Below are 18887 nucleotides of genomic sequence, written 5' to 3' on the forward strand. Positions count from 1 at the left end.
CTGGGGACTACTTGCCCAGCATCTCCACGAGGTCGAGGGGATGATAGGGCGTGAGGGTCGTCGATACAAAATCCGACTCGTTTCGAGTTGCAATTGCAGAAGCGCTGGCTGATGTCCCAGCAGCAGCAAGGTAACTGTCTTCAAAGTCATCGGTCCCAGGATTCTGAAGCGCCGTTCGTAGGGGTGAGCGTCCCATGGGAGCGAATCGCATCACGTCTGCCAGAAGGTCGAAGAGTGGGCGCGGATCGGTGTCTTCCCGCTCATGGGCCACGTACCAGCAGGTCGCGATTGATGTGGGTGCGACGAGACCATCGATGGTGTCGCGCTCGGCCGCAGCAATCAGCCGGACAGCCGTGCCGTGATAGGAACGGGACACAACGGCGGCATCGATGAGCACATTCGTGTCAAGTAGGACTGTCATGTCAACCCGGTCAGGTATCGGAGGCGAGGAGCATTCGGGCTACTTGTGTTTCTCGTGCATCGCGTCGACCCAGGCCTCCGTATCCTCATCAAGGTCAAGGTCCGTCTTCGCCGGACCGAGAGCGTCGACCATCTGTCGAGTGCGAGGCGGGAGATCGTCAGGAACGGCATTTTTACCGGATGCCGATTCCGCTCTGGAGTCGCCTCCGCTTGGATCGTGGAGCAAGAGTCGGAAGTAGTCTTCTACGATCTTGGAGACGGAGGTCCCCCGCTCTTCAGCTAACTGCTTGGCACGTTCCTTCAAACCGTCGTCGAGACGAAGAGTAAGCTTTGACTTCATTACTAGTTCTACCGGTATACGTCAACAAGTGCGCTTTTGTGACGTGCACCAGTTGCTTCGTTCTCTGTTCCTTCATCTGGGGCCCGTTCGGTGCTGCCGGGGTTCTGATTTCGGGGACAGCTCCAGCCGATCGTACGGGAATGAGTAACCGCTGGACCGAAGCGAACGTCCGCAGCTTGGCTCGCCTTCTGCAGAAGGGCCTCCGTAGGGTCCTCGCCCGATTTGCTGGTTTCGCTCAAAGCACCACGCCCTCCCGCCGAGCTGCCCGAGGCAAAGGGCGGTCGCGTTCAAAATTCTCCTCGCTGAGGTGAAGAGGAGAAAGGGCCACGCCGTACTCGCTGGCAAGACGGATCACCAATTGGCTGGTGCGTTGGGCCTCCTCGTCTGGGTAAACCTTTCCACCAAGTACAATCATGAGGTCCACGTCGCTATCGGGACGGGCTTCCCCCCGGGCCTGAGAGCCATAGACAATGAGTTTTTTTAGCCGATCGCCATAGATCTCTCCAAGAGCAGACTCTGCATCTGAAAGTGCCCTTCGGACCGGAGTAGAGAAGGGTGAGGAAGTAGGCATCAAGGAACAGACGACGATGATTTTCAACGCGTATACGTTCACGAATTGAACCGATTGGCGTTCTCAACCTACAGTATCGGGAGAGCGCGAGAGGGCTTGGGAGCCGATTGCTTCGAGGAATCCCGGCTCTATGAAGCTGTTGCTCACGGAGTTGTCGCTCCTCCGGTGGTACCAACCTGTCGATTTCGAACCTGTCGGTCCCGAACCTGTCGGTTCGGAGACTCTCTCGCGGGACACAGTCGAAGTCAAATAGTCGAATCCAATTGAGGTGCGCCCGAAAAGTTGGACTGGTGGGACGACTAAGAGAATGAGGTTGGATCGCAGCCTGCTTAGTTTCACCGCAAACCAACCAATCCAACGATACGCGCCATGGGTAATCGGACCTACAGCCGGAGAGTTCAAGCTTCAGGTTGTTCTTGAGGCGCTCCAGTCAGATGGAACCGACGCGGAGGTTGCCCGAGCCTACGACATCCATCCAGTGGCGCACGATGTCCGCCTCAGAGAAACCACGCGAGGCAGTGACAATCGTTGTCACCACGTAGTGACAAAAGTGGTGACAATGGGGCAGGGGTATTCTCTGAAAACCGCCGCTCTTCTTCGATGAGAAGTGTTTCTCGAAGGGGGGCTACGTCGTGCAAGACCTGCCGATCAGGGATCTTACCCAGTCAGGAATCTCATTCCCTGGGGTTTTCGATTGCTCTGCGTGCCACTTTGGGGAACTGAGACACGTCGCTGACGAGATCTTCTGCGGCCTGGATCTCGAAGACGAAAAACGCGTCGTAGTCGGCTCGATTGCGATCTGTCTCAGCCTGGGTGAGGACTTCTCTGATCCCTTCTGAGGTACGACCAGTTCGAACAAAGTGATGACTGAAGCGAGACAGAATCTCTGCGTAGGAGGTGTGCTCGTCTCCTTTAATCAGAAGGGTTCAGTTAGCGCTTCTACACGTGGTCAAGGGGCTTTCTTGGACGAGGATCATGACGGCGAGTCTGCTTCTGAGCAAGCTTGATGGTCAACTGGGCAGCGCAACCCGAGGCGGGAAGGAGCGAGCCTGGACGGCTTCTCGCTTGTCCTTCTTCTCCCAAACGCCTGTTTGATCCCTGTCGTGTCGGCGCATCTGAGGACCAGGTAGCGGGAGGGAGGCCGCCCCATCGGCGCAGCCCTAGAGACACAGCCGACAGGAAGGCCCTCTGTCCTACCGGTCGGAGATCAGCCGCTCGTCGACCGGAAACGGCTCGGCCTGGCCGATCTCGATGTTGTCGAAGGCCTCATGCAGAGGATTGAGGAGATAGTTGTAGCTGTAGGGCACCGCGACAGAGGGAACCCTGAGAACCGCCGACTCCTCGCGGGAGACCCACCGATCACCGACACGTTGCGACCGAGAGGAAGGAGGATGCCGGTCCCACCCGTCCGGCAGGTCCTCCGCTTCTAGCTTGGAGAGTTGTCCCTGTGGGATCCCCACCCGAAAGAACACGTAGCGCCGGAGCTGATCGTAGCGTTCCAATCCGGTCATCGTCTCGACGAGCGCCAGCGGCAGGCTCTCGGCAGTGTACACGACAGATATCCCCGGACTGTTGAACCGCCCCCCGTATTGGCGCGCTCCCTCTCCGCTGAAGGCCGACCCCGAATACTGCTCCTTCGTGAGGCGCCAAACCGTCAGATCAGCCATCCGTCAATACCAGCCGCTGGCGGAGGCAAGGCGAACTAGAGAAGACAAGGACCTAGGTCGGAACCCCGTGTTCGATGCGGCCAAGAAGGCGTTCGACCTCCCGGGCGCCCGGCTCCAGCCGGGCAATCTCAAGGGGAACCTCTCCGCCCAGGCGCATCTGCGGGCGTTTCAGCCAGGAGCGGGCCTCCTCTTCACTCTCGAAAACACTGGTGGACTTCCGGAAAAGGCGCGCGATGCGGTAGAGGCGCTCAGATTCAACTGGGGTGAGGCTGCCGCTTTCGCCGCGGCGCTTCAAGGTGCGAGGCGAGATGCCGAGAAGGGTGGCCATCTCCTCGGTGTCAACCCCGAGTCGCTCTTGGATCTCGCCTATGAGCCTCGCAGGAAGGCCCTCATCGATTGATTCGAGCAAGCCGGAGAGGCCTGCGGCCTGGAGGTCTTCAAACGACTCAACGGGGCGGGGCGGGGTCGAAGGAGTGGGCATTGGGAGGAGGACAGGCTTGCAGTTTGTCATCGATCAGGCGACATGTTGTCTTCATGCTGGCCTGTTCCTTACAAGAGGGAGGAAGGCAGTGTTGCAGTCGCTCCTGCCTGCAGCCCGAAAACTGGAGGCCTCTGGGCTGGTCATTCTCAGAACGGCTTGTCCTATAGGTGTATCCTGTAGTATCGGGAGAGCGCGAGAGGGCAATAGGACTCCCGGCTTCAGCCGGCCTGCAGGGGACCCCTCTCGCAAAACATAATCGAAGTTTGTACATCGGAGCAGGTGCAGCCAGCTAAAGCTAAGCGGCTGTATTGTCTTACTGGTAGGGTCAGCCCGAACCGTTCTGGGTAGCAGGTAGCACCTGTGGCGTCCAAGAACGCTTGGAGCTGTTGCTCCGGAAGAGCCGGGTAAGACCTGAATGGGCGATGTGTCATCGCCAGTGTACCCGCGGGCACCGCTCGCCCGATGGTAGAATCTCTCGCGAAGCGACAGCCGGATTAGCCGGAGGAGAAGTCAATCTGCTGCTCCCTCGTCGTGAGAGCTGTCCCCCCTAGCATAGCGAAGGTCCTCCGCCAGTTCGTCGGGGCCGTAGTGCCGCTCGACACCTCGCTCGCCCAGCAGCCGGCCAAACGCATGCTTACTCATTTCGGCGAACTCACGGGCCTTTCCAAAAGAGAGCATGTCTTCACGGTACAGAGAGATGGCCAACTCGCGCTGGAGCTCTTCTTTTTTCCGGCCCTCGGGTAGGGCCAGTGCGTCGGCGACCGAACGAGGAATCGAGAGCTGAACGTCCTTTGAGGGAGTCACTACTCAAGGGTTGTAAGGGGGATCAAGAGTTGTAGGGAAAATCTCTTTTCTGAACGGGGCTGGTCGAAGCTGGTTCTGTACCCAAAAACCGGGCAATTTACCGCTTTTGCTCTCCAGTGGTCTTGCCCCGCCACCTCGGTGGGCCGCCATCGGACGTGTTCTGTGTGGCATCGTTCTGTGCGCGGAAGAATTCTTACAGGATCATGCCCAAGACTTACGGTAGAATGTGCTTCTGCGCGGTAGAGAACGCTTCCACATAAGAGAACGCTTCCACATACAGATGGGATCGGTCGCCACGACGAAGTCAGTGAACATGCCGCCGACGTCGACCCCCACCCCAGAAGGGCCGTCTGTATCGGAGGCGCCGGAAGCAGGCATCGGGGATGCAGGAATGATGCGGTGGCGTGGGGATGCTCAAAAGACGGAGGGCCCCGACACAATCACCCGCCGTGCGCCGCCGAGCTTGTGGCTGCGCCTGTGGAATTCCCTGCGTGCCGGGGCGCTCGACCTTCGCCTCAAAGAAACCACACGGGGTAGTGACAATTGTTGTCACCACGTAGTGACAATAGTAGTGACAATAGGAGCGACCGGTCGTCTTTCCCCCTCAATTCTCCCCCTCCCATGAAGTCGTTTGAAGAGAGGGGCCTTCCTGCCCTACAGTCCCAGGTCCACCAGGCCACTGGCGTGCAGAGCTCTTCCGGCCAGGCACGTGCGTCTGCACATGCGTTTTGGAGGGGCCCGCCAGCGTGAGACGAAGCTGCCAGCATGAGACGCGTTTTTGGTGGCGCTGCCTCACCACTGGCGACGAGCCCCAAATGGCAGCCAGCGCAGCGACTGCGGCCTGATATGCGGTGCCTGAGAGGCATGACCGTAGGGCCAAGAGCCTTTCTGGCGGGTGGAACCGCGGCACAGAAAGCGAGATGATAAGCCGCCGGCCTGACGTCCTAGGCCTGGCCGGTTCTGTGGCCGTCGCAGGCCAGAGGGATAGGAGGAGCCCGGAGGCCCGGCGAGCCCAGCTGAGGCTTGTGGCACAGTGCCGAGTGCAGTCCGGTAGGGGCTGGACAAACGCAAGAACGGCCCGTCTTGGACGTGGCCCCGGGAAGACGTCTTGGCTCTCGGCGGGAGAAAAGAAGAGATCAGAAGCGCCAATGTACCTGTTGTCCAAACTGCGGCTGCGCCCCAGACGATTGCCGGCGCAGACAGCACACTAGAGGTCCAAAACATGCGGGGAGGGTGAGGGTGCAGTTCAAATCGAATAGCGCTCAGGCCGGGCGGGATTGGAAGCGGCCGCCAGGTGGGATACCACCAGAAGAGATACCACCAGGTGGACTGATACCAGAAAGGATGTCATCAGGAGGGATATCCTGCGTTCTCGCTCGCCTGCGACGATTACTGTCTCACGTGTACTGCCTCACGCATGCGGCGGCTCTGCTGCGCTAACCATGCAGGGTGATCGTGCAAGGTAAGCATGCAAGGTGAGCCTATAAGGTGAGCCTACAAGGTGATTACCTGTGAGTCGCTGCGTCTTGACCAGCGCGGTTGCCGCTCGCCGTTTCCAGCCGGCCCTGATTTTCGGCGCGTGCGGTGGGCTGGGGTGCCCTGCTGCCAGGGCAGCTCCGTCAAGAAAGCCGAAACGAGCTTGCTCCGACGGCCGCGTGCCATGGCAGACGGGCAGGAAGAGGAAAGCAGCGCCGCCTGCCGTGACCGACGGCCTCTGTGACTGACGGCCTCTATGGCCCCTGGCCCTGCCCCAATCGGTCGGGACCGGCTGGTAAGGTTTGGAGCATCCGGCGATGCGCTGCTTTCTGCGGGCCCAGTATGCCAAAAAGGCAACCTTAATATGCCACGAGAGGGCGACTCCAGCATTGGAAGCCCTTTGACCTGCAGGTAGTACAAAAACAACTAGTCTCCACGCCTCGCAACTTCAAGACAGGGATGCCGCAGGCCCGGCAGCCGTGACGAAACTTTCCATCTTTAGGAAGAGCCGGCATGGGTCCCTCCAGATCACCGCATGGTGGCCCGTGTGATCCTTCCGCGTAGGCCAGGTTTTGAGACCTCCCCACGAGGAGGAAGCTTCGAGGGGAGCGGTCAGAGCTTCGACAGCCAGAGCTTCGGTAGTTGGAGCTTCTGGAAGTAGTGCAGATTACCTGCATCGGCCGCGTCGCCTTGACCCACTGCCCGTGGCCTGTTTGACAACTCAAGAGATCCGCGGGTGAGATTTGCGCCTACCCGAACATGGATTCGACCCATCGGGGTCTCTGCGCGGACACCTGCGAGGAATGGTCTGCTGGCAGTCGGTATCTGAACACGAGCGAGTCCTTTTAGCGGAGAGCTGGCCGTCCGGTCGACAAGTTTCTCGGCCGAGAGCCTTCGCTCGACAGGGAACCGACTGCCTAACAGGCACGCCCCCTGGCCCCAACGCCTCACTCGCCGTTTCTGAGGGGGAGCGGAGCACCGCCGCCCCGCCGGATGACCAGTTTGATGCCGTTGCCGTTCATCTCGGCGCTCACCGGCATGTTCGTCTGCAGGCTGTTCCCGCTCCCATTCTGCAGGACGTTCATGTCCAGCCCCTCGGTGGCGGTTTCCATCAAAAACCGGTTCTCACTGCCGGTCTGTAGCAGGTTCATTGCATTGCCGGAGCCGTTCAGGCGGATGCCCGCCGCGTTGTTGCTGCCGAACTGCGTGATGCTCGTCTGATTCTCGCTACCGCTGTGGACGGCCACCGCTCGGTTTCCCTGTCCTGGACCACTCGGACTGAACGTGCGGACGGCTCCAAAGACATTGGTTGCGGAGAGGTCCTCCTGCAGGCCGCCGTCGAAGACAGTGGGGACCACCCTGTCGTCGCCCTGTGTAATTACAATCTCGTTGTCGTTGCCCAGTTGGGACGCGGAGGCCTCGTTGCCGGTGCCAACCTGACGGATCCGGGCGTCGTTGCCGCTGCCATCCTGGAAGATGGCGGCGCTGTTGCCGTCGGTCGGCGTCAGGCCGGGCGCGCCCGCCGGAATTAGATCGGTCACGTCGCCGACGGCGTCTCCGACCTGCACGACGAGCACCTCTGACTGGGAGGCGCCCTTGACGTCGGGCGTGGTCTCCGCCCCGACCTGTTCCTCCACCTGGGCCGCCGCCGGACCCGCGGCCAGCACCCCAAGAGTCAACAGCAGGGTCGTGAGGAGCATGATCCCGGAACGAAGCGGATCGAAGGAGGGGCGGTGCCGACGCATGATGTCAGAAGGGGATGATGAGAATGTGTGCGCGTCTACCGCCGACGAAGGCGACGGTTAGGGGCTGGTCGTTACTCCTGGGTGATCGTCGCGGTGTTGCCGGAGCCGTTTTGGGTAGTTAATCGGGCGATGCGGGCGTCGTCGTTGTCGCCGTACTGGGCGATGGAGGTATCACTGTTCTAGCCTGCCGCGACGCCGACGGAAAGCAGGAAAGACAAGGTGGCCATCAGGGCCTGCAGGACAATCGAGACCGACAGAGAAAAGAACATGGCGTCTGGTCAGTTGTGAGCCGGATTTGAGAAAGACCCTTTTCAACAGCTGTGAGGGGCGGACTCGAACCGCCAGCGATCTGGTTAACAGCCAGACATTCTGCCGTTGAATTACCCCACAGGGTTGCACCAGGGGCGTGGGCCCCGGTGCTGATATCGTAGAAGTGAAGTCGAGTTACTGCTGGGTGACGGTAGTCGTGCTCGCGCCGTTCTGATCGACGTTCGCGATATCGCCACTCCCGAACTGGTCAATGTCGGCGAAGGCACCGCCAGCCTGCTCCACTCTCGACAGGTTGTTGTTCCCCAACTGGTCGAGGAGAAGCTCAGCGCCCTCTCCCTGCAAAGTTACATCGCGGGTGCTTCCGAAGCCCTGAAGCTCGTTGCCGTTACCATCCTGGACGATGTTGGCCATGGCGTTGTCGCCCTGATCGAGACGGACAACGTTGCTGTTGCCATCCTGGTCAGCGGTGAGTGAAGCGCCGTCCTCCTGGTCGACAGCACGGGCTCCATTCCGGCCAATTACTTTATTCGCGTTACCGTCCTGGTCAACGTCAGCCGTGGCAGGACCGTACTCGTCACGAGCACCTCCATTCTGATCCAAGCGCGCGATGTTGTTTCGGCCATTCTGGTAAAGGTCGGCAACTGCCCCATTTCCAGGAGAGCCGCCCGTTTGCGTGAGTACACCAATGTTTCCACGTCCATTCTGGGTCGCATCCGCATCCATACTGAAGGTACCAGTCTGGCTCACGGTAGCTCGGTTGTCCGCCCCTGTCTGGTTGACATCAGCATCGGAACCAGTTGTGCTCTGCTGGGTCACGTCAGCGCTATTCAAAACACCATCAGCGCCTCCCACATTGGTCTGATTGACCACAGCATCGACGCTAGCGACATCAAGCTGATCGACCTCCGCGAAGTTGTTGCCTGCCTGCGTCACATCTGCGTCAGCGTCAAGGTTTCTCGACAGCGACTGCGTGACAGTCGCCTCAGTCCCACCCAGGGTTTGTGTTACAGTGGCAGTGGCAACCCCGTCGCCTGCAGTCTGACCAATAGTAGCGCTGTTGCTACCGCCGGACTGCATCACGGTAGCGTCGATGTCAGCGCTACCATTGTTGGTCTGCGTAACGTCTGCAGTGCTGTTATCTCCATCTTGCGTGACATCAGACTCACTCTGCTGTGCGAACGCCATCCCCGCCGAAAAGACGAGGGTGAGCGCAAAGGTGGTCGTGATCTTAGCAAAGTATCTCATGGATCGAGAAAAATTAGTTTTAGGAAGACAAATTTGGGAGCACGCCCGGAGGATCCGGCGGATCGTCCCGATTCTTCGCTCACCCAACTAAGGGGCGGGCCGTTTTCCCAGCTTCGTACGCAAGTCACAAGCACCCTGCGTTTCTGGAAGAACAAATCCGATAAAAAGAGACCGTGAGTACTAAATATCAGGCTCACGGACAGTCATCTTGAAGATGATCAATGGGGGGCGACAAAAATCCCGGTTTGGGGCCCTTGAAGGCGGATTTTGGGGTGCAGAGACCGCCAACGAGTCCTTCACTGAGAAGGGAATTGCGGCCGCTGTGAGCGAATTTCGTCGGATCCCCTGTTTGATATCTAAATCCGCTGGAGCACCAATTTGACAAGTAGATTTTCCATCGGATCGTGTATGTGAGGCTGGGCAAGGGGCGGTTCAGACTGCAGTAGGAGACTGGTTTAAGAGCCCGGAAGATTACATGCTCCAGAAGAACATACCTCATCCGTCGCTCTACCCCTAGATGCCTGTGTTGCCTGTAGTGCTCTCGATTCGGTACGGATGTGCTCTACCGACCACTGACCGTTCGTAGAGAGGACTCGGAGGCAGGCACACGCGCTCCGACAGCACCATTTGCTCTGGACCCTCCTCGAGGAGCTGATCCAGACGAATTCGGGGGATCGTCATCGGTCGCCGGGCGGGCGATAGTGGCACCACTCTGTTCGAGACGGAAGGACCCGTTGCGGAACGATCGGGCGGAGCCTGTGCAACACTAGGGTTTGCCGGGGGGCTCCACGCTGTCCGGATCCTTGCAGCGGGGCCCCAGAGTCGACCCGGCGACGGTTGGGCTACTCGGCTTCCCGAGACGGTACGAAAGATGTGGTTCGGGTACTGTGGAGCGACGATGAGAGGCCCCGACGAAGCGACGGTGGACCGACGGGGACGGTTCAAGAGGCCCCTATTCGAGAAGCGGCCAGAGAGGAGGCGTGCCGGGCTTGCGGCACGAGACCCGAGACAAAGAGATTAGGCCCACGTCATCGGGTGGGCCATTTTTGGGGTTGGGGGTGGGCCACTGGAAAGACGTGTACGGGCGTGGTCGGTGCGCCGGCGATCCGTCAATTCGAGCCGCTGGGTTCGATGAAGGTGTCCGAGACCTCCACCGACTGCGCGTCCGACCGAACATACTTCCGGAAGCCGCCGAGCTCGGCCTCCCCCTCCGCGAGGCTATCGCGCGCCGCCTCGAACCGGAACGTGCCGTCGTCGGCCGTCTCGATCTCGAAGAACACCTTGTAGCGGCCGATCGGCCCCTCCCCCACGTTTTCCGCCCGGTACTCCACGTCGACGAAGATGCTGTCGGCCCCGGTGCTGTCGCGGTTGATGGGGTCGTTGAACCAGTTCGTGACCTGGGCGGACAGGGAGTCGGCCTCGGTGCCGTTCTCCGGCTCGAGGAGGATGGAGGCGTTGGTCGTCTGGCCCTCCTCCACCCGCACCGTGACCGACCGCGAGCCGAAGTCGTTCTTCGTGGCGGTCACCGTGTAGTTGCCGGTGGGGATGTTGTCGAGGGAGAAGGTGCCGTCCTCGCCGGTGAGGACCGACTGGGTGGGCGGACCGGTGGTGACGTTGGCGCGGGGAATGGGGGCGTTGGTCTCGGCGGACTCAACGGTTCCGGTCAGCGTGCCGCGGGTCTCGGGGCCGACGGTCTCGTCGTCGCAGCCCACCAGGGCGCCAGCCACGAGAAGCAGGGCAGCAAGCAGGAAAGACCGTCCAGATACTCGAACATTTGGGAGCCACATGCAGCAGAACGGAGGGGCCTTGGTGAAGAGAAGAGCAGCTCAGCGACGTGTCCCGGGGCGGATTACGTCCGCAGGGGGTACTGCCTAGCGCAAGACGTGTGCCGAGTCGCCCGCAGGACCGGCGGGCGCGGACTACGGAATTGTGCGCCGGACGCGGACGCTGTCGATTAGCGTTTCGGCCCGGCGCACGCGGAGGTGTAGGGTGAGGGTGTCACCGGACTGGACGTTAACCTGGGTCGTCGAGAGGGTGTCGGCCTGGCCGGGGCCCGTTGCGAAGGCGCCGGACTGGGTAGTCTGCGTGGTGCCGGCCGTGCCGCTGCGGCGGAGGGCCAGTTCGTAGCGCAGCGTGTCAGCCGGCACGTCCGCGTTCACGAACACGCTCTGCACGCGCATCTGGTTGCCGATGCGCTCGGTGTGGATCTGGGCGCCGGTGCTGTCGTCCGGTGTGGTCGCGCCTTCACCTGAGGAATCCGCCGTGAAGCTGAGTCCACACAGGAGGATGAGCGTGAGGACTTCCAAGGGGCCTCCGGCTGAAGGTGCGCTGTGCACGTCTCGACGGGCTGGACTGGAGATGGGGGGGAGGAGAACGCTGCGAGCGTGTGCCCTAATTTCAAGAGCCGAGGTCAGCGGGAAGGGGTGTGCCTCGGAGAACGACCATCTCGATGCCATTCCCGTTCATCTGCACGTCGACGGGGATGTTCGTCTCCAGGCTGTTGCCGTTTCCATTCTGAACGACATTCGTGCGGAGGGACAGGCCTTCCGGATCGAGGTCCTGTGTGTCCATCAGGAAACGGTTCGCGTCCCCATTCTGGATCAGGTTCACGGTTTGGTTCCCCACGAGGCGGATGCCGGCCGCGTTTCTCGAGCCGAGCTGCGTGATGCTCGTTCGGCTTTTACTACCGCTGTGCACGGCCACGGCCAAGTTGTCGCTCCCCGAGCCGGTGGGGCTGACGTCCTGGGCCTTATCAAATACCTCGCCAGCAGACGCGCCCTCAGAGAAGCCGTCGCTGAATGACGGATCGCCGCCGCCCTGCGTGATCACCGTCTTGTTGCGGTCGCCAACCTGCGCGGCTGAGGCCCGGTTGTTCGTGCCGACCTGCTCGATGGTCGCGGCGTTCTGGTTTCCGTCCTGAACGATGACCGCGCTGTTTCCTGCAACGTCGGGGAGACGAGGCACCGAGACCCCGAGGCCCATCGTCAAGTTCTCCACCTCCGTTCGACTCACGCCGCCTTCGTCCTGGACCACGAAGATTTGGGACTGCGTGGCGCTCTCGACCTGTTCGGTCGTGGATTCGACCTGCTCGACCTGTGCCGGTTGGGCCTGCACTCCGACCGGGCCGAGGGCCCCTGCGCCGAGCAGGCAGACCGCCAGGCCGAGGAGGACCAGGAGGCTCGCCGACCGGCGAGTCGCCGAAGAAACGGACGGCAGAACGAAGCGCATGGAGAGTAGCAACCGTGTGGAGTAGCTGATTCTCGTCTCGAAGAACAGGTGTGACTGGTCTAACTGCTGTGGGGGGCGGACTCGAACCGCCGGCCTCCAGGCCGAAGGGCCCGGCGTTCTGCCGGTTGAACTACCCCACAGAACAGCACTGAGGACATAGGATCCCCGAATGCTGCGGTTGAAACCCACTTCGGCTCAGTAAGGCTTACTCAGCCTGCTGCGTTACATTAGCAGTGTTTCCGCTACCATCGACATCGATCTGCGTGAAGTTATTTGAAGAGGACGCAGGGTCGCCGGGGAATCGCGCACCTTGTGTGACATCGACGGTGTTAGTTCCGCCGTCAATATCGACGAACGCTCGATTATTGAATGCCGTGAAGTTCCCCTGGAGCGCGTCCACAGTATTTCCACTGCCGTCAATTTCGACGTCCAAGATTTGGGGATTAAGATCGAAGCCTGAAGTTGCAGACTTCTGAAAAAACTCCACGGTGTTGTCGCTTCCGCTAATGTCGAAGTCAGCCTTGGACTGCTGTTGTTCAGCAACAAGCTCAATTCGGTTTCTATCACCGACGATATCTGCGTACAGCTTTCCTCCCTGTTGGCTAGTCACTCCGCCATCAGGATTCCCGAGGAAGTTATCATCTCCCTCCATCCTGACGTCCAGAAAAGACTCGAATATCTTTTCGTTTCCTCCCTGGGCTACTCCCACGTAGTTACGATCGCCAATCTGATCAATTTCTGCTTCAGCTCGGAAGTCGAAAGCTCCGAAGGAGCCACCTTGGGTTGGGAGCCGGACAGTATTATTGTCCCCATCCTGCAGAACATCGGCGATGTTACCATCATCTCCCGACTGATCTACCAAGCCAAGATTACCGGATCCAAGCTGCTCAAACTGAGCGAAGTTATCGTCGCTCTGTTGATCAATTTGAGCAAAGTTATTGGCGTCGTCTGGATCTACATCACCCGGTGCCTGATCTATAAACGGTCCCTCCTGTTGCCCAAACGCCACCCCCGCCGTAAAGACGAAGGCGAGGGCAAACGTCGCGGTAATTCTGAGAAGTTGTCTCATGGGTGTAGGCGTGATTGCGTTCAAGAGAACGAAGTCGCGTGGTGAAGCACCGGGCACGGCGATGTGCCCGGCGCGAAACCCTGCAGCGCCCATGAGATACCGGTGCAGTGTCTTCACTCGCGTGAAGGCGCTACAGGGCGCTCGGAGGCCGGAGTCCGCTCATCCCGGCAATTTTGCTTTGAGACACTGCACCAAATGACTTCAGTTCACAATCAACGAAAGCGCTCCCATCCCCACGTCATACTGAGCACGGGACGGGGGTGCATTTGGGGATTGTGCGGCCCCGTCTTTCGGAAATATAGCCTCGTGCTGATAAAGAACACCCAGCACGGGCGTGGCCTTTCCAACGGATGATGAAGGCGGCGCATGCCGACTGTGCGGCCGCTTCGGTGGTGGAGAGAGGAAAAAGAGGAAGGAGTCTGGGGACATATTCCCCCAGACTGGTGGTTGAGGGGCTCTCCCTGAAGAGATGCGTGGAGGAGCAAGTCGGGAGTCAGTATATTACGAGATGGGCATTTTTGGGAGTGGCCGACGGAAGCAGACTGCTCCATACGCCAAAAGTGGAGTCCCAACTGTCCTCGGGCCCAGCGTTCGGAACGACGAGGTCGAAGTGCGGCCTTTTGCTGCTAGCGCCCTGCCGCACGAGAAAACGGCTGCGGTTGGGGCGGTCTGCGTGACGACGGCCAACACCCCCATGCGCGGCAGATCGGGCTGCCGGAGGGCCGTGCGGCGATTGGCCGGTACTCACACGGGGGAGCCTACAAGAATTGGTTCCCGAGGGGATCGGGCCGCGTGCACGACAGCCCCAATATCTCTCAAGACGCGTTACGCCGCGGACCGTCGATCGCCGTGGACCGTCGATCTATGTAGGTCGGACTGCGGCCTGCGGCGCGACTCTTGGGAGATCGGTGGACGGCCGACCATCGACCGCGAAGCAGAGCGTTGCGCGGCGGCCTGCCGACCCACCCGTCAGAAGTAGTACGTAATGCCGGCGCTGCCGCCCCAAAGGCTGTCGTTGAAGCTGCCCACGTCCTCGTTGTCCAGGGCGTCGTCCGCCGTGTAGCGCACGTCGAAGGCGGCGCTCAGCCCTAAGTCCGCGCTCACCATATACTCTACGCCGAAACTGCCCCCGCCGAGGATCGAGGCAGTGTCGGTGAGGCGGTAGGGCTCGGGAAACTGCGTCACCACCCCGCCGGTCGCCCGCAGGAACGGCGTAAACCGGGCGCGCGGCGCAAAGTAGTACGTAAGGTCCAGCTCCGACGCGAGCACCAGTTCTCCAAAGTCACCGGCCGCACTGACGCGGCCGACGGTGTTGGTGAGCCCCAAGGCCCAGCGCGGCGACAGCGGCTGCCGGAGGGCCAGGGTGCCGGACGGGTTGAACGAGGAGCCCTGCACGTCCCCTTGCAGAATGTTGCCACCGCCGCCCACTTCCAGGCCGAAGCCGGAGCGGTTATCCGGTTGCAGCAGGCGGTCGAAGTAGTCGCGCCGGGTGGCCCGCTCTCTGCCCTCCTCGTAGCGCTCGATCACGTTCCGCGCCGCCGCCGTGTCCGCTGGAGAGAAGAGGCCGTCGCGCATGCCCTCAATGGTCAGTTGGCGCACCGCGGCGTCGATGGCCTCCGTCACGGCGAGGGTCTTCGGCTCGTTGTACGAGATGCCGGCCTCCGCCTCCAGAAACAGGTTTGGCGCGACGAAGCGGGTGGCGTTTCCCTGCAATTGCTGCGAGATGATGGTTTTGGTGGTGTGGACGGTCTTCAGCACCTCGCCCGTCTGGGTGGACACGGCGCGCAGGTAAACCGTGACTTGATTCCGGCGGTACTCCCCGGAGCCTCCAATGGAGAAGAGCCGGAAGCCCCCCCCACCGGAGATCACGTTCGAGTCGAACCCGATGATGCCGCCCTCCAGCAGGATGCCGGCGAAGAGGAGGGGGGAGAGCGACTGGGCCTGGTTGCCCTCGTACTGCTGGCGGATGGAGCGGATGATGTCCCGCTCCTGGGTGAGGTTCGAGAGCCCTTTCCGCTCGATGGGCCGGAACCAGTCGGAGTCCGCGAGGGCGTCCATCAGGATGGCGGTCCCCCCCTGCGTGACGGCCCGGGAAAAGGTGGAGCCGCGCTCTTTGCGCTTGTACTGGCCCGTCTGGTCGCGAAACTGGTACACGGCGGTTACGACCGGACTGGCCGGCTGGGGGAGCGTCGTCATCGAGTCGTGGACGGTACTCTCGATGCCCGGGTGGGCATCCCGCGTCTCAAACGCGGGATCCATGGAGGCGCACCCTCCCAGGAGGAGGACCGTGCCGGCAAGAAACGCAACGAGCGTGACAGGGAAAAGTCGGCGGTGCATCGGTGAGCGGGTAAAGAGGGGCAAGGCGTACAGCAACTGTGGAAGCGGGTATTGCGCCGCGTGCGGAAGGCGATAGGGCCACAAAGGCACCTTTAGGCACGCGTGTCTACGTGGGGCAAATAACGGACCAGGACTCCCATTCCCAAGATGCAGGAGAGAGCGTTGGCCTGCACGCGAGGGAACCCGCCCCAGCCAACGCGGCATGCGCGCCGGGAGACACCCTCCCAAAAAGAGATTGGAATCGTTCAGGCAGGAGGATGCCTCCGTTGGTCGAGCGATCCGCTTTAGGGGTCAGAACCGGGGCACTTCTACGGTCGTGCTCTCGCCGGACTGCTTATTGAACACACGGATGTTGATGCCGCTCGGCCCGGGCGTCACGTCCACGGTGAACCGCTCGAAGTCAAACGACCCCTCCTGCGTGAGATCGATGTCCCCAAATCGGTTCTGGATAACTTCCCGGGACAGCTGATTCAGCACCTGGCGCTGCAGGCGCTGCTCAAAGTTCTGGAGCGGGTCGTCGCGAAAGCGGTCGAAGCCGCCGCCCCCTTCAAACGGGTTCTGGTTGTTAGCCGTGTTGAGGAGGTACTGCGTGTTGCCCGGGGAGCCGCCGAAGACCGGGTTGATCGGTTGATAGACGAATTCCTGTGCCTGAGCCGCAGAGGGCCCACCGAGGCAGAGGCCGAGCAGAACGGAGGCGAAGAGCATTCCCAGGAGGCGCGGGTAGAACGTCATGGGAGGCGAGGGGTCAATGCGCGGTGGATGCTAGAAGGGAAGAAGAGCACTTCGTCCGGAGGGTGAACGTCCCCCGAGAGTCAGTATACCTCTCGGGGCTCATAGAATTCCTGGAGGTAGTACCGCGTTCGGGCCGCAGCCTGCCGGGCTGCCTTTCGGATCCGTTGGTATTCCGGGCGAAGCTGGGCCTGGAAGAGAGTGGTCCCCTCCACGGAGACCTGAACCTTGGACCCAAACTGAGGGAGGGGCTGCTCGTCGATGCGGATCGTGAAGCTGGATACGTCCTCCGGCTCGGTCCAGTGGTCGTTGAACGCGTCCTGAAAGTCCCGACCAATTACCGAGTGGGTCCGGTCGATAATGAGGCCGGCGACCGAAATTCCCTTCTTCACCCCAGTCGACGTTGCCCCGGCCGACTTTGTCCCGGCCGATTTCGCTCCGGCCGATGCTGCCCCAGTCGGCGTACCACCCGAGGGTGAAACAGGTCGGTTCCGTGCCGCTTCCCGCGTGGAAGAACTTGCCGACGAGGGAGCCGACTCGGATGTAGGATCGTCTTCGTCTGTCACAAGCTCGGCTTCCGCGGCAGGGGCCGGTTCGCTGGCCTCAGCTGCAGCAATGGGAGCACCCGCCTCCTCCTCCGCCCGCACGACGAGCGTGTCAAGTTGTTTTTCGTAAACTACGACCACCGGATCGGCGTCCGCAACGTAGACTGTGTCGTCGTGCACCGGAACCGTGTTGTTGTGCGCCGGTGGTGCGACGTTCGGTGACGCGTTTATGGAGGCAGCTCCTCCGATCCACGAGAGAAGCAGGAGGCCGAGCACAAGTGCTGACGGTCGTTTCACCGGCACAGCAGGCGTATTACTGACGAATGCTTTGCTGTAGGTACCATATCGGTTTTCGACTTTCGGGTCCAAAGCAATTCGGAGAACACCCTTCCAGTTCCCGATCTTTGTCTTCACGGCCACGATTGGTAAAATAATACCGAGTATGGTAATCTAAAAGATCAGCTATCTAAACCAGTTTCGGTTGAGACGGGAAGCTGCTGGAACATACGCGCTGGGCTTGGCCGGGCTGCCACTACGCCCGTAACCACTGCGCCCGCAGCCGCTGCGCCTACAAGTTACCCGGTCAGCCAAGTTGCCCGCTAAGCGCCCAGTTGTCCCGGGACGGTCCCGAAAAGACGCCAAAAAGACGACTCCAAGGAGGCGACCCCAAGGAGACGACACAGATGAACCGACACCGATGAGCATGCTCTACGACGGCGCATACTGTGCAAAACGGCACAGCTCACTTCCAGCAGTTCTCACGGAGGGGCGGAAGACACGGCGCTTTGCCAAATGCCATCCTTGGATGGCATCTCGCACATCCTAATCTGCGTGCTTTATCACTGTGGAAGTGAAAATCGACAATTACGGTATTGAGTAGAGCGCGGTGAGCTGAGCTAGAGCAGGCTCAGAGATTGTTCTTTCGCATAGAACCACACGTTGACGTGACAGCGCGGGTCGCCTATGGGCCTAAGGCTGTGCAGAATAGGACGTATCGTGCGGAATAGGATGTGTCGCGAGGAATCCGGTCCAGGAAGGCAGAGGACCTGCTGCCGCTTGGCGCAAGATCGGGGAGTACGGATAGGCATCCACTTCGAGAGGGCAAGCAGTTCGTGTCCTGGGGACTACTTGCCCAGCATCTCCACGAGGTCGAGGGGATGATAGGGCGTGAGGGTCGTCGATACAAAATCCGACTCGTTTCGAGTTGCAATTGCAGAAGCGCTGGCTGATGTCCCAGCAGCAGCAAGGTAACTGTCTTCAAAGTCATCGGTCCCAGGATTCTGAAGCGCCGTTCGTAGGGGTGAGCGTCCCATGGGAGCGAATCGCATCACGTCTGCCAGAAGGTCGAAGAGTGGGCGCGGATCGGTGTCTTCCCGCTCATGGGCCACGTACCAGCAGGTCGCGATTGATGTGGGTGCGACGAGACCATCGATGGTGTCGCGCTCGGCCGCAGCAATCAGCCGGACAGCCGTGCCGTGATAGGAACGGGACACAACGGCGGCATCGATGAGCACATTCGTGTCAAGTAGGACTGTCATGTCAACCCGGTCAGGTATCGGAGGCGAGGAGCATTCGGGCTACTTGTGTTTCTCGTGCATCGCGTCGACCCAGGCCTCCGTATCCTCATCAAGGTCAAGGTCCGTCTTCGCCGGACCGAGAGCGTCGACCATCTGTCGAGTGCGAGGCGGGAGATCGTCAGGAACGGCATTTTTACCGGATGCCGATTCCGCTCTGGAGTCGCCTCCGCTTGGATCGTGGAGCAAGAGTCGGAAGTAGTCTTCTACGATCTTGGAGACGGAGGTCCCCCGCTCTTCAGCTAACTGCTTGGCACGTTCCTTCAAACCGTCGTCGAGACGAAGAGTAAGCTTTGACTTCATTACTAGTTCTACCGGTATACGTCAACAAGTGCGCTTTTGTGACGTGCACCAGTTGCTTCGTTCTCTGTTCCTTCATCTGGGGC

General features: G+C 60.6%; 17 protein-coding genes, 2 tRNA genes and 1 pseudogene. All 20 read right to left on the minus strand.

The window, feature by feature from the left end:
- Positions 1-7: 7 nt before the first annotated feature.
- The gene (locus OJA40_RS08995; protein ID WP_118829894.1) at positions 8-421 is read right to left on the minus strand and encodes a type II toxin-antitoxin system VapC family toxin; all 414 of its coding nucleotides are present in this window, start codon (positions 419-421) and stop codon (positions 8-10) included.
- Between the two features lie 39 nt (positions 422-460).
- Positions 461-760 (minus strand): DUF6364 family protein, encoded by a 300-nt coding sequence (locus OJA40_RS09000; protein ID WP_013060720.1) that lies wholly within the window; start codon positions 758-760, stop codon positions 461-463.
- A 235-nt stretch (positions 761-995) separates the two neighbouring features.
- Complete coding sequence (locus OJA40_RS09005) at positions 996-1373, minus strand: nucleotidyltransferase domain-containing protein (RefSeq protein WP_183957522.1); 378 nt, start codon at positions 1371-1373, stop codon at positions 996-998.
- A 1151-nt stretch (positions 1374-2524) separates the two neighbouring features.
- A complete protein-coding gene (locus OJA40_RS09010) occupies positions 2525-2998 on the minus strand; it encodes an RES family NAD+ phosphorylase (RefSeq protein WP_183957524.1) in 474 nt (157 codons plus the stop codon).
- Between the two features lie 52 nt (positions 2999-3050).
- Positions 3051-3479, minus strand: a complete 429-nt coding sequence (gene parS / locus OJA40_RS09015; protein ID WP_259059893.1) for a type II RES/Xre toxin-antitoxin system antitoxin — start codon at positions 3477-3479, stop codon at positions 3051-3053.
- Between the two features lie 510 nt (positions 3480-3989).
- The gene (locus OJA40_RS09020; protein WP_259080837.1) at positions 3990-4283 is read right to left on the minus strand and encodes a UPF0175 family protein; all 294 of its coding nucleotides are present in this window, start codon (positions 4281-4283) and stop codon (positions 3990-3992) included.
- 2423 nt (positions 4284-6706) lie between these two features.
- Positions 6707-7504 carry a hypothetical protein gene (locus OJA40_RS09025; RefSeq protein ID WP_263810395.1) on the minus strand — a complete coding sequence of 266 codons (798 nt, stop codon included), beginning with the start codon at positions 7502-7504 and terminating at the stop codon, positions 6707-6709.
- Positions 7505-7575: 71 nt separating this feature from the next.
- A pseudogene (locus OJA40_RS15595) lies at positions 7576-7671 on the minus strand (hypothetical protein); the annotation flags it as partial.
- A gap of 151 nt (positions 7672-7822) precedes the next feature.
- Positions 7823-7894: transfer RNA gene (locus OJA40_RS09030), tRNA-Asn, on the minus strand.
- 54 nt (positions 7895-7948) lie between these two features.
- A complete protein-coding gene (locus OJA40_RS09035) occupies positions 7949-9019 on the minus strand; it encodes a hypothetical protein (protein WP_259171005.1) in 1071 nt (356 codons plus the stop codon).
- 1109 nt (positions 9020-10128) lie between these two features.
- On the minus strand, positions 10129-10746 hold the full coding sequence (locus OJA40_RS09040) for a carboxypeptidase-like regulatory domain-containing protein (RefSeq protein WP_259171004.1): 618 nt from the start codon (positions 10744-10746) through the stop codon (positions 10129-10131).
- 192 nt (positions 10747-10938) lie between these two features.
- Positions 10939-11325, minus strand: a complete 387-nt coding sequence (csgH, locus tag OJA40_RS09045; RefSeq protein ID WP_263810396.1) for a curli-like amyloid fiber formation chaperone CsgH — start codon at positions 11323-11325, stop codon at positions 10939-10941.
- 91 nt (positions 11326-11416) lie between these two features.
- Positions 11417-12247, minus strand: a complete 831-nt coding sequence (locus tag OJA40_RS09050) for a hypothetical protein (protein WP_263810398.1) — start codon at positions 12245-12247, stop codon at positions 11417-11419.
- A 66-nt stretch (positions 12248-12313) separates the two neighbouring features.
- A tRNA-OTHER gene (locus OJA40_RS09055) sits at positions 12314-12387 on the minus strand.
- Positions 12388-12452: 65 nt separating this feature from the next.
- Positions 12453-13316, minus strand: a complete 864-nt coding sequence (locus tag OJA40_RS09060) for a hypothetical protein (protein WP_263810399.1) — start codon at positions 13314-13316, stop codon at positions 12453-12455.
- 969 nt (positions 13317-14285) lie between these two features.
- A complete protein-coding gene (locus OJA40_RS09065) occupies positions 14286-15575 on the minus strand; it encodes a CsgG/HfaB family protein (RefSeq protein ID WP_263810401.1) in 1290 nt (429 codons plus the stop codon).
- A 369-nt stretch (positions 15576-15944) separates the two neighbouring features.
- On the minus strand, positions 15945-16385 hold the full coding sequence (locus OJA40_RS09070; protein WP_263810402.1) for a curli assembly protein CsgF: 441 nt from the start codon (positions 16383-16385) through the stop codon (positions 15945-15947).
- 80 nt (positions 16386-16465) lie between these two features.
- Positions 16466-17341, minus strand: a complete 876-nt coding sequence (locus OJA40_RS09075) for a curli production assembly/transport protein CsgE (RefSeq protein ID WP_263810403.1) — start codon at positions 17339-17341, stop codon at positions 16466-16468.
- 710 nt (positions 17342-18051) lie between these two features.
- Positions 18052-18465 (minus strand): type II toxin-antitoxin system VapC family toxin, encoded by a 414-nt coding sequence (locus tag OJA40_RS09080; RefSeq protein WP_118829894.1) that lies wholly within the window; start codon positions 18463-18465, stop codon positions 18052-18054.
- Between the two features lie 39 nt (positions 18466-18504).
- Positions 18505-18804 (minus strand): DUF6364 family protein, encoded by a 300-nt coding sequence (locus tag OJA40_RS09085; RefSeq protein ID WP_013060720.1) that lies wholly within the window; start codon positions 18802-18804, stop codon positions 18505-18507.
- Between the last annotated feature and the right edge of the window lie 83 nt (positions 18805-18887).

The sequence above is a fragment of the Salinibacter pepae genome (genome assembly GCF_947077775.1).
GTDB lineage: Bacteria > Bacteroidota > Rhodothermia > Rhodothermales > Salinibacteraceae > Salinibacter > Salinibacter pepae.

Coding starts and splice junctions, on each gene's coding strand:
- OJA40_RS08995 (WP_118829894.1), bottom strand. CDS start 421: ATGACAGTCCTACTTGACACGAATGTGCTCATCGATGCCGCCGTTGTG.
- OJA40_RS09000 (WP_013060720.1), bottom strand. CDS start 760: ATGAAGTCAAAGCTTACTCTTCGTCTCGACGACGGTTTGAAGGAACGT.
- OJA40_RS09010 (WP_183957524.1), bottom strand. CDS start 2,998: ATGGCTGATCTGACGGTTTGGCGCCTCACGAAGGAGCAGTATTCGGGG.
- parS (WP_259059893.1), bottom strand. CDS start 3,479: ATGCCCACTCCTTCGACCCCGCCCCGCCCCGTTGAGTCGTTTGAAGAC.
- OJA40_RS09025 (WP_263810395.1), bottom strand. CDS start 7,504: ATGCGTCGGCACCGCCCCTCCTTCGATCCGCTTCGTTCCGGGATCATG.
- OJA40_RS09035 (WP_259171005.1), bottom strand. CDS start 9,019: ATGAGATACTTTGCTAAGATCACGACCACCTTTGCGCTCACCCTCGTC.
- OJA40_RS09050 (WP_263810398.1), bottom strand. CDS start 12,247: ATGCGCTTCGTTCTGCCGTCCGTTTCTTCGGCGACTCGCCGGTCGGCG.
- OJA40_RS09060 (WP_263810399.1), bottom strand. CDS start 13,316: ATGAGACAACTTCTCAGAATTACCGCGACGTTTGCCCTCGCCTTCGTC.
- OJA40_RS09065 (WP_263810401.1), bottom strand. CDS start 15,575: ATGGATCCCGCGTTTGAGACGCGGGATGCCCACCCGGGCATCGAGAGT.
- OJA40_RS09070 (WP_263810402.1), bottom strand. CDS start 16,385: ATGACGTTCTACCCGCGCCTCCTGGGAATGCTCTTCGCCTCCGTTCTG.
- OJA40_RS09080 (WP_118829894.1), bottom strand. CDS start 18,465: ATGACAGTCCTACTTGACACGAATGTGCTCATCGATGCCGCCGTTGTG.
- OJA40_RS09085 (WP_013060720.1), bottom strand. CDS start 18,804: ATGAAGTCAAAGCTTACTCTTCGTCTCGACGACGGTTTGAAGGAACGT.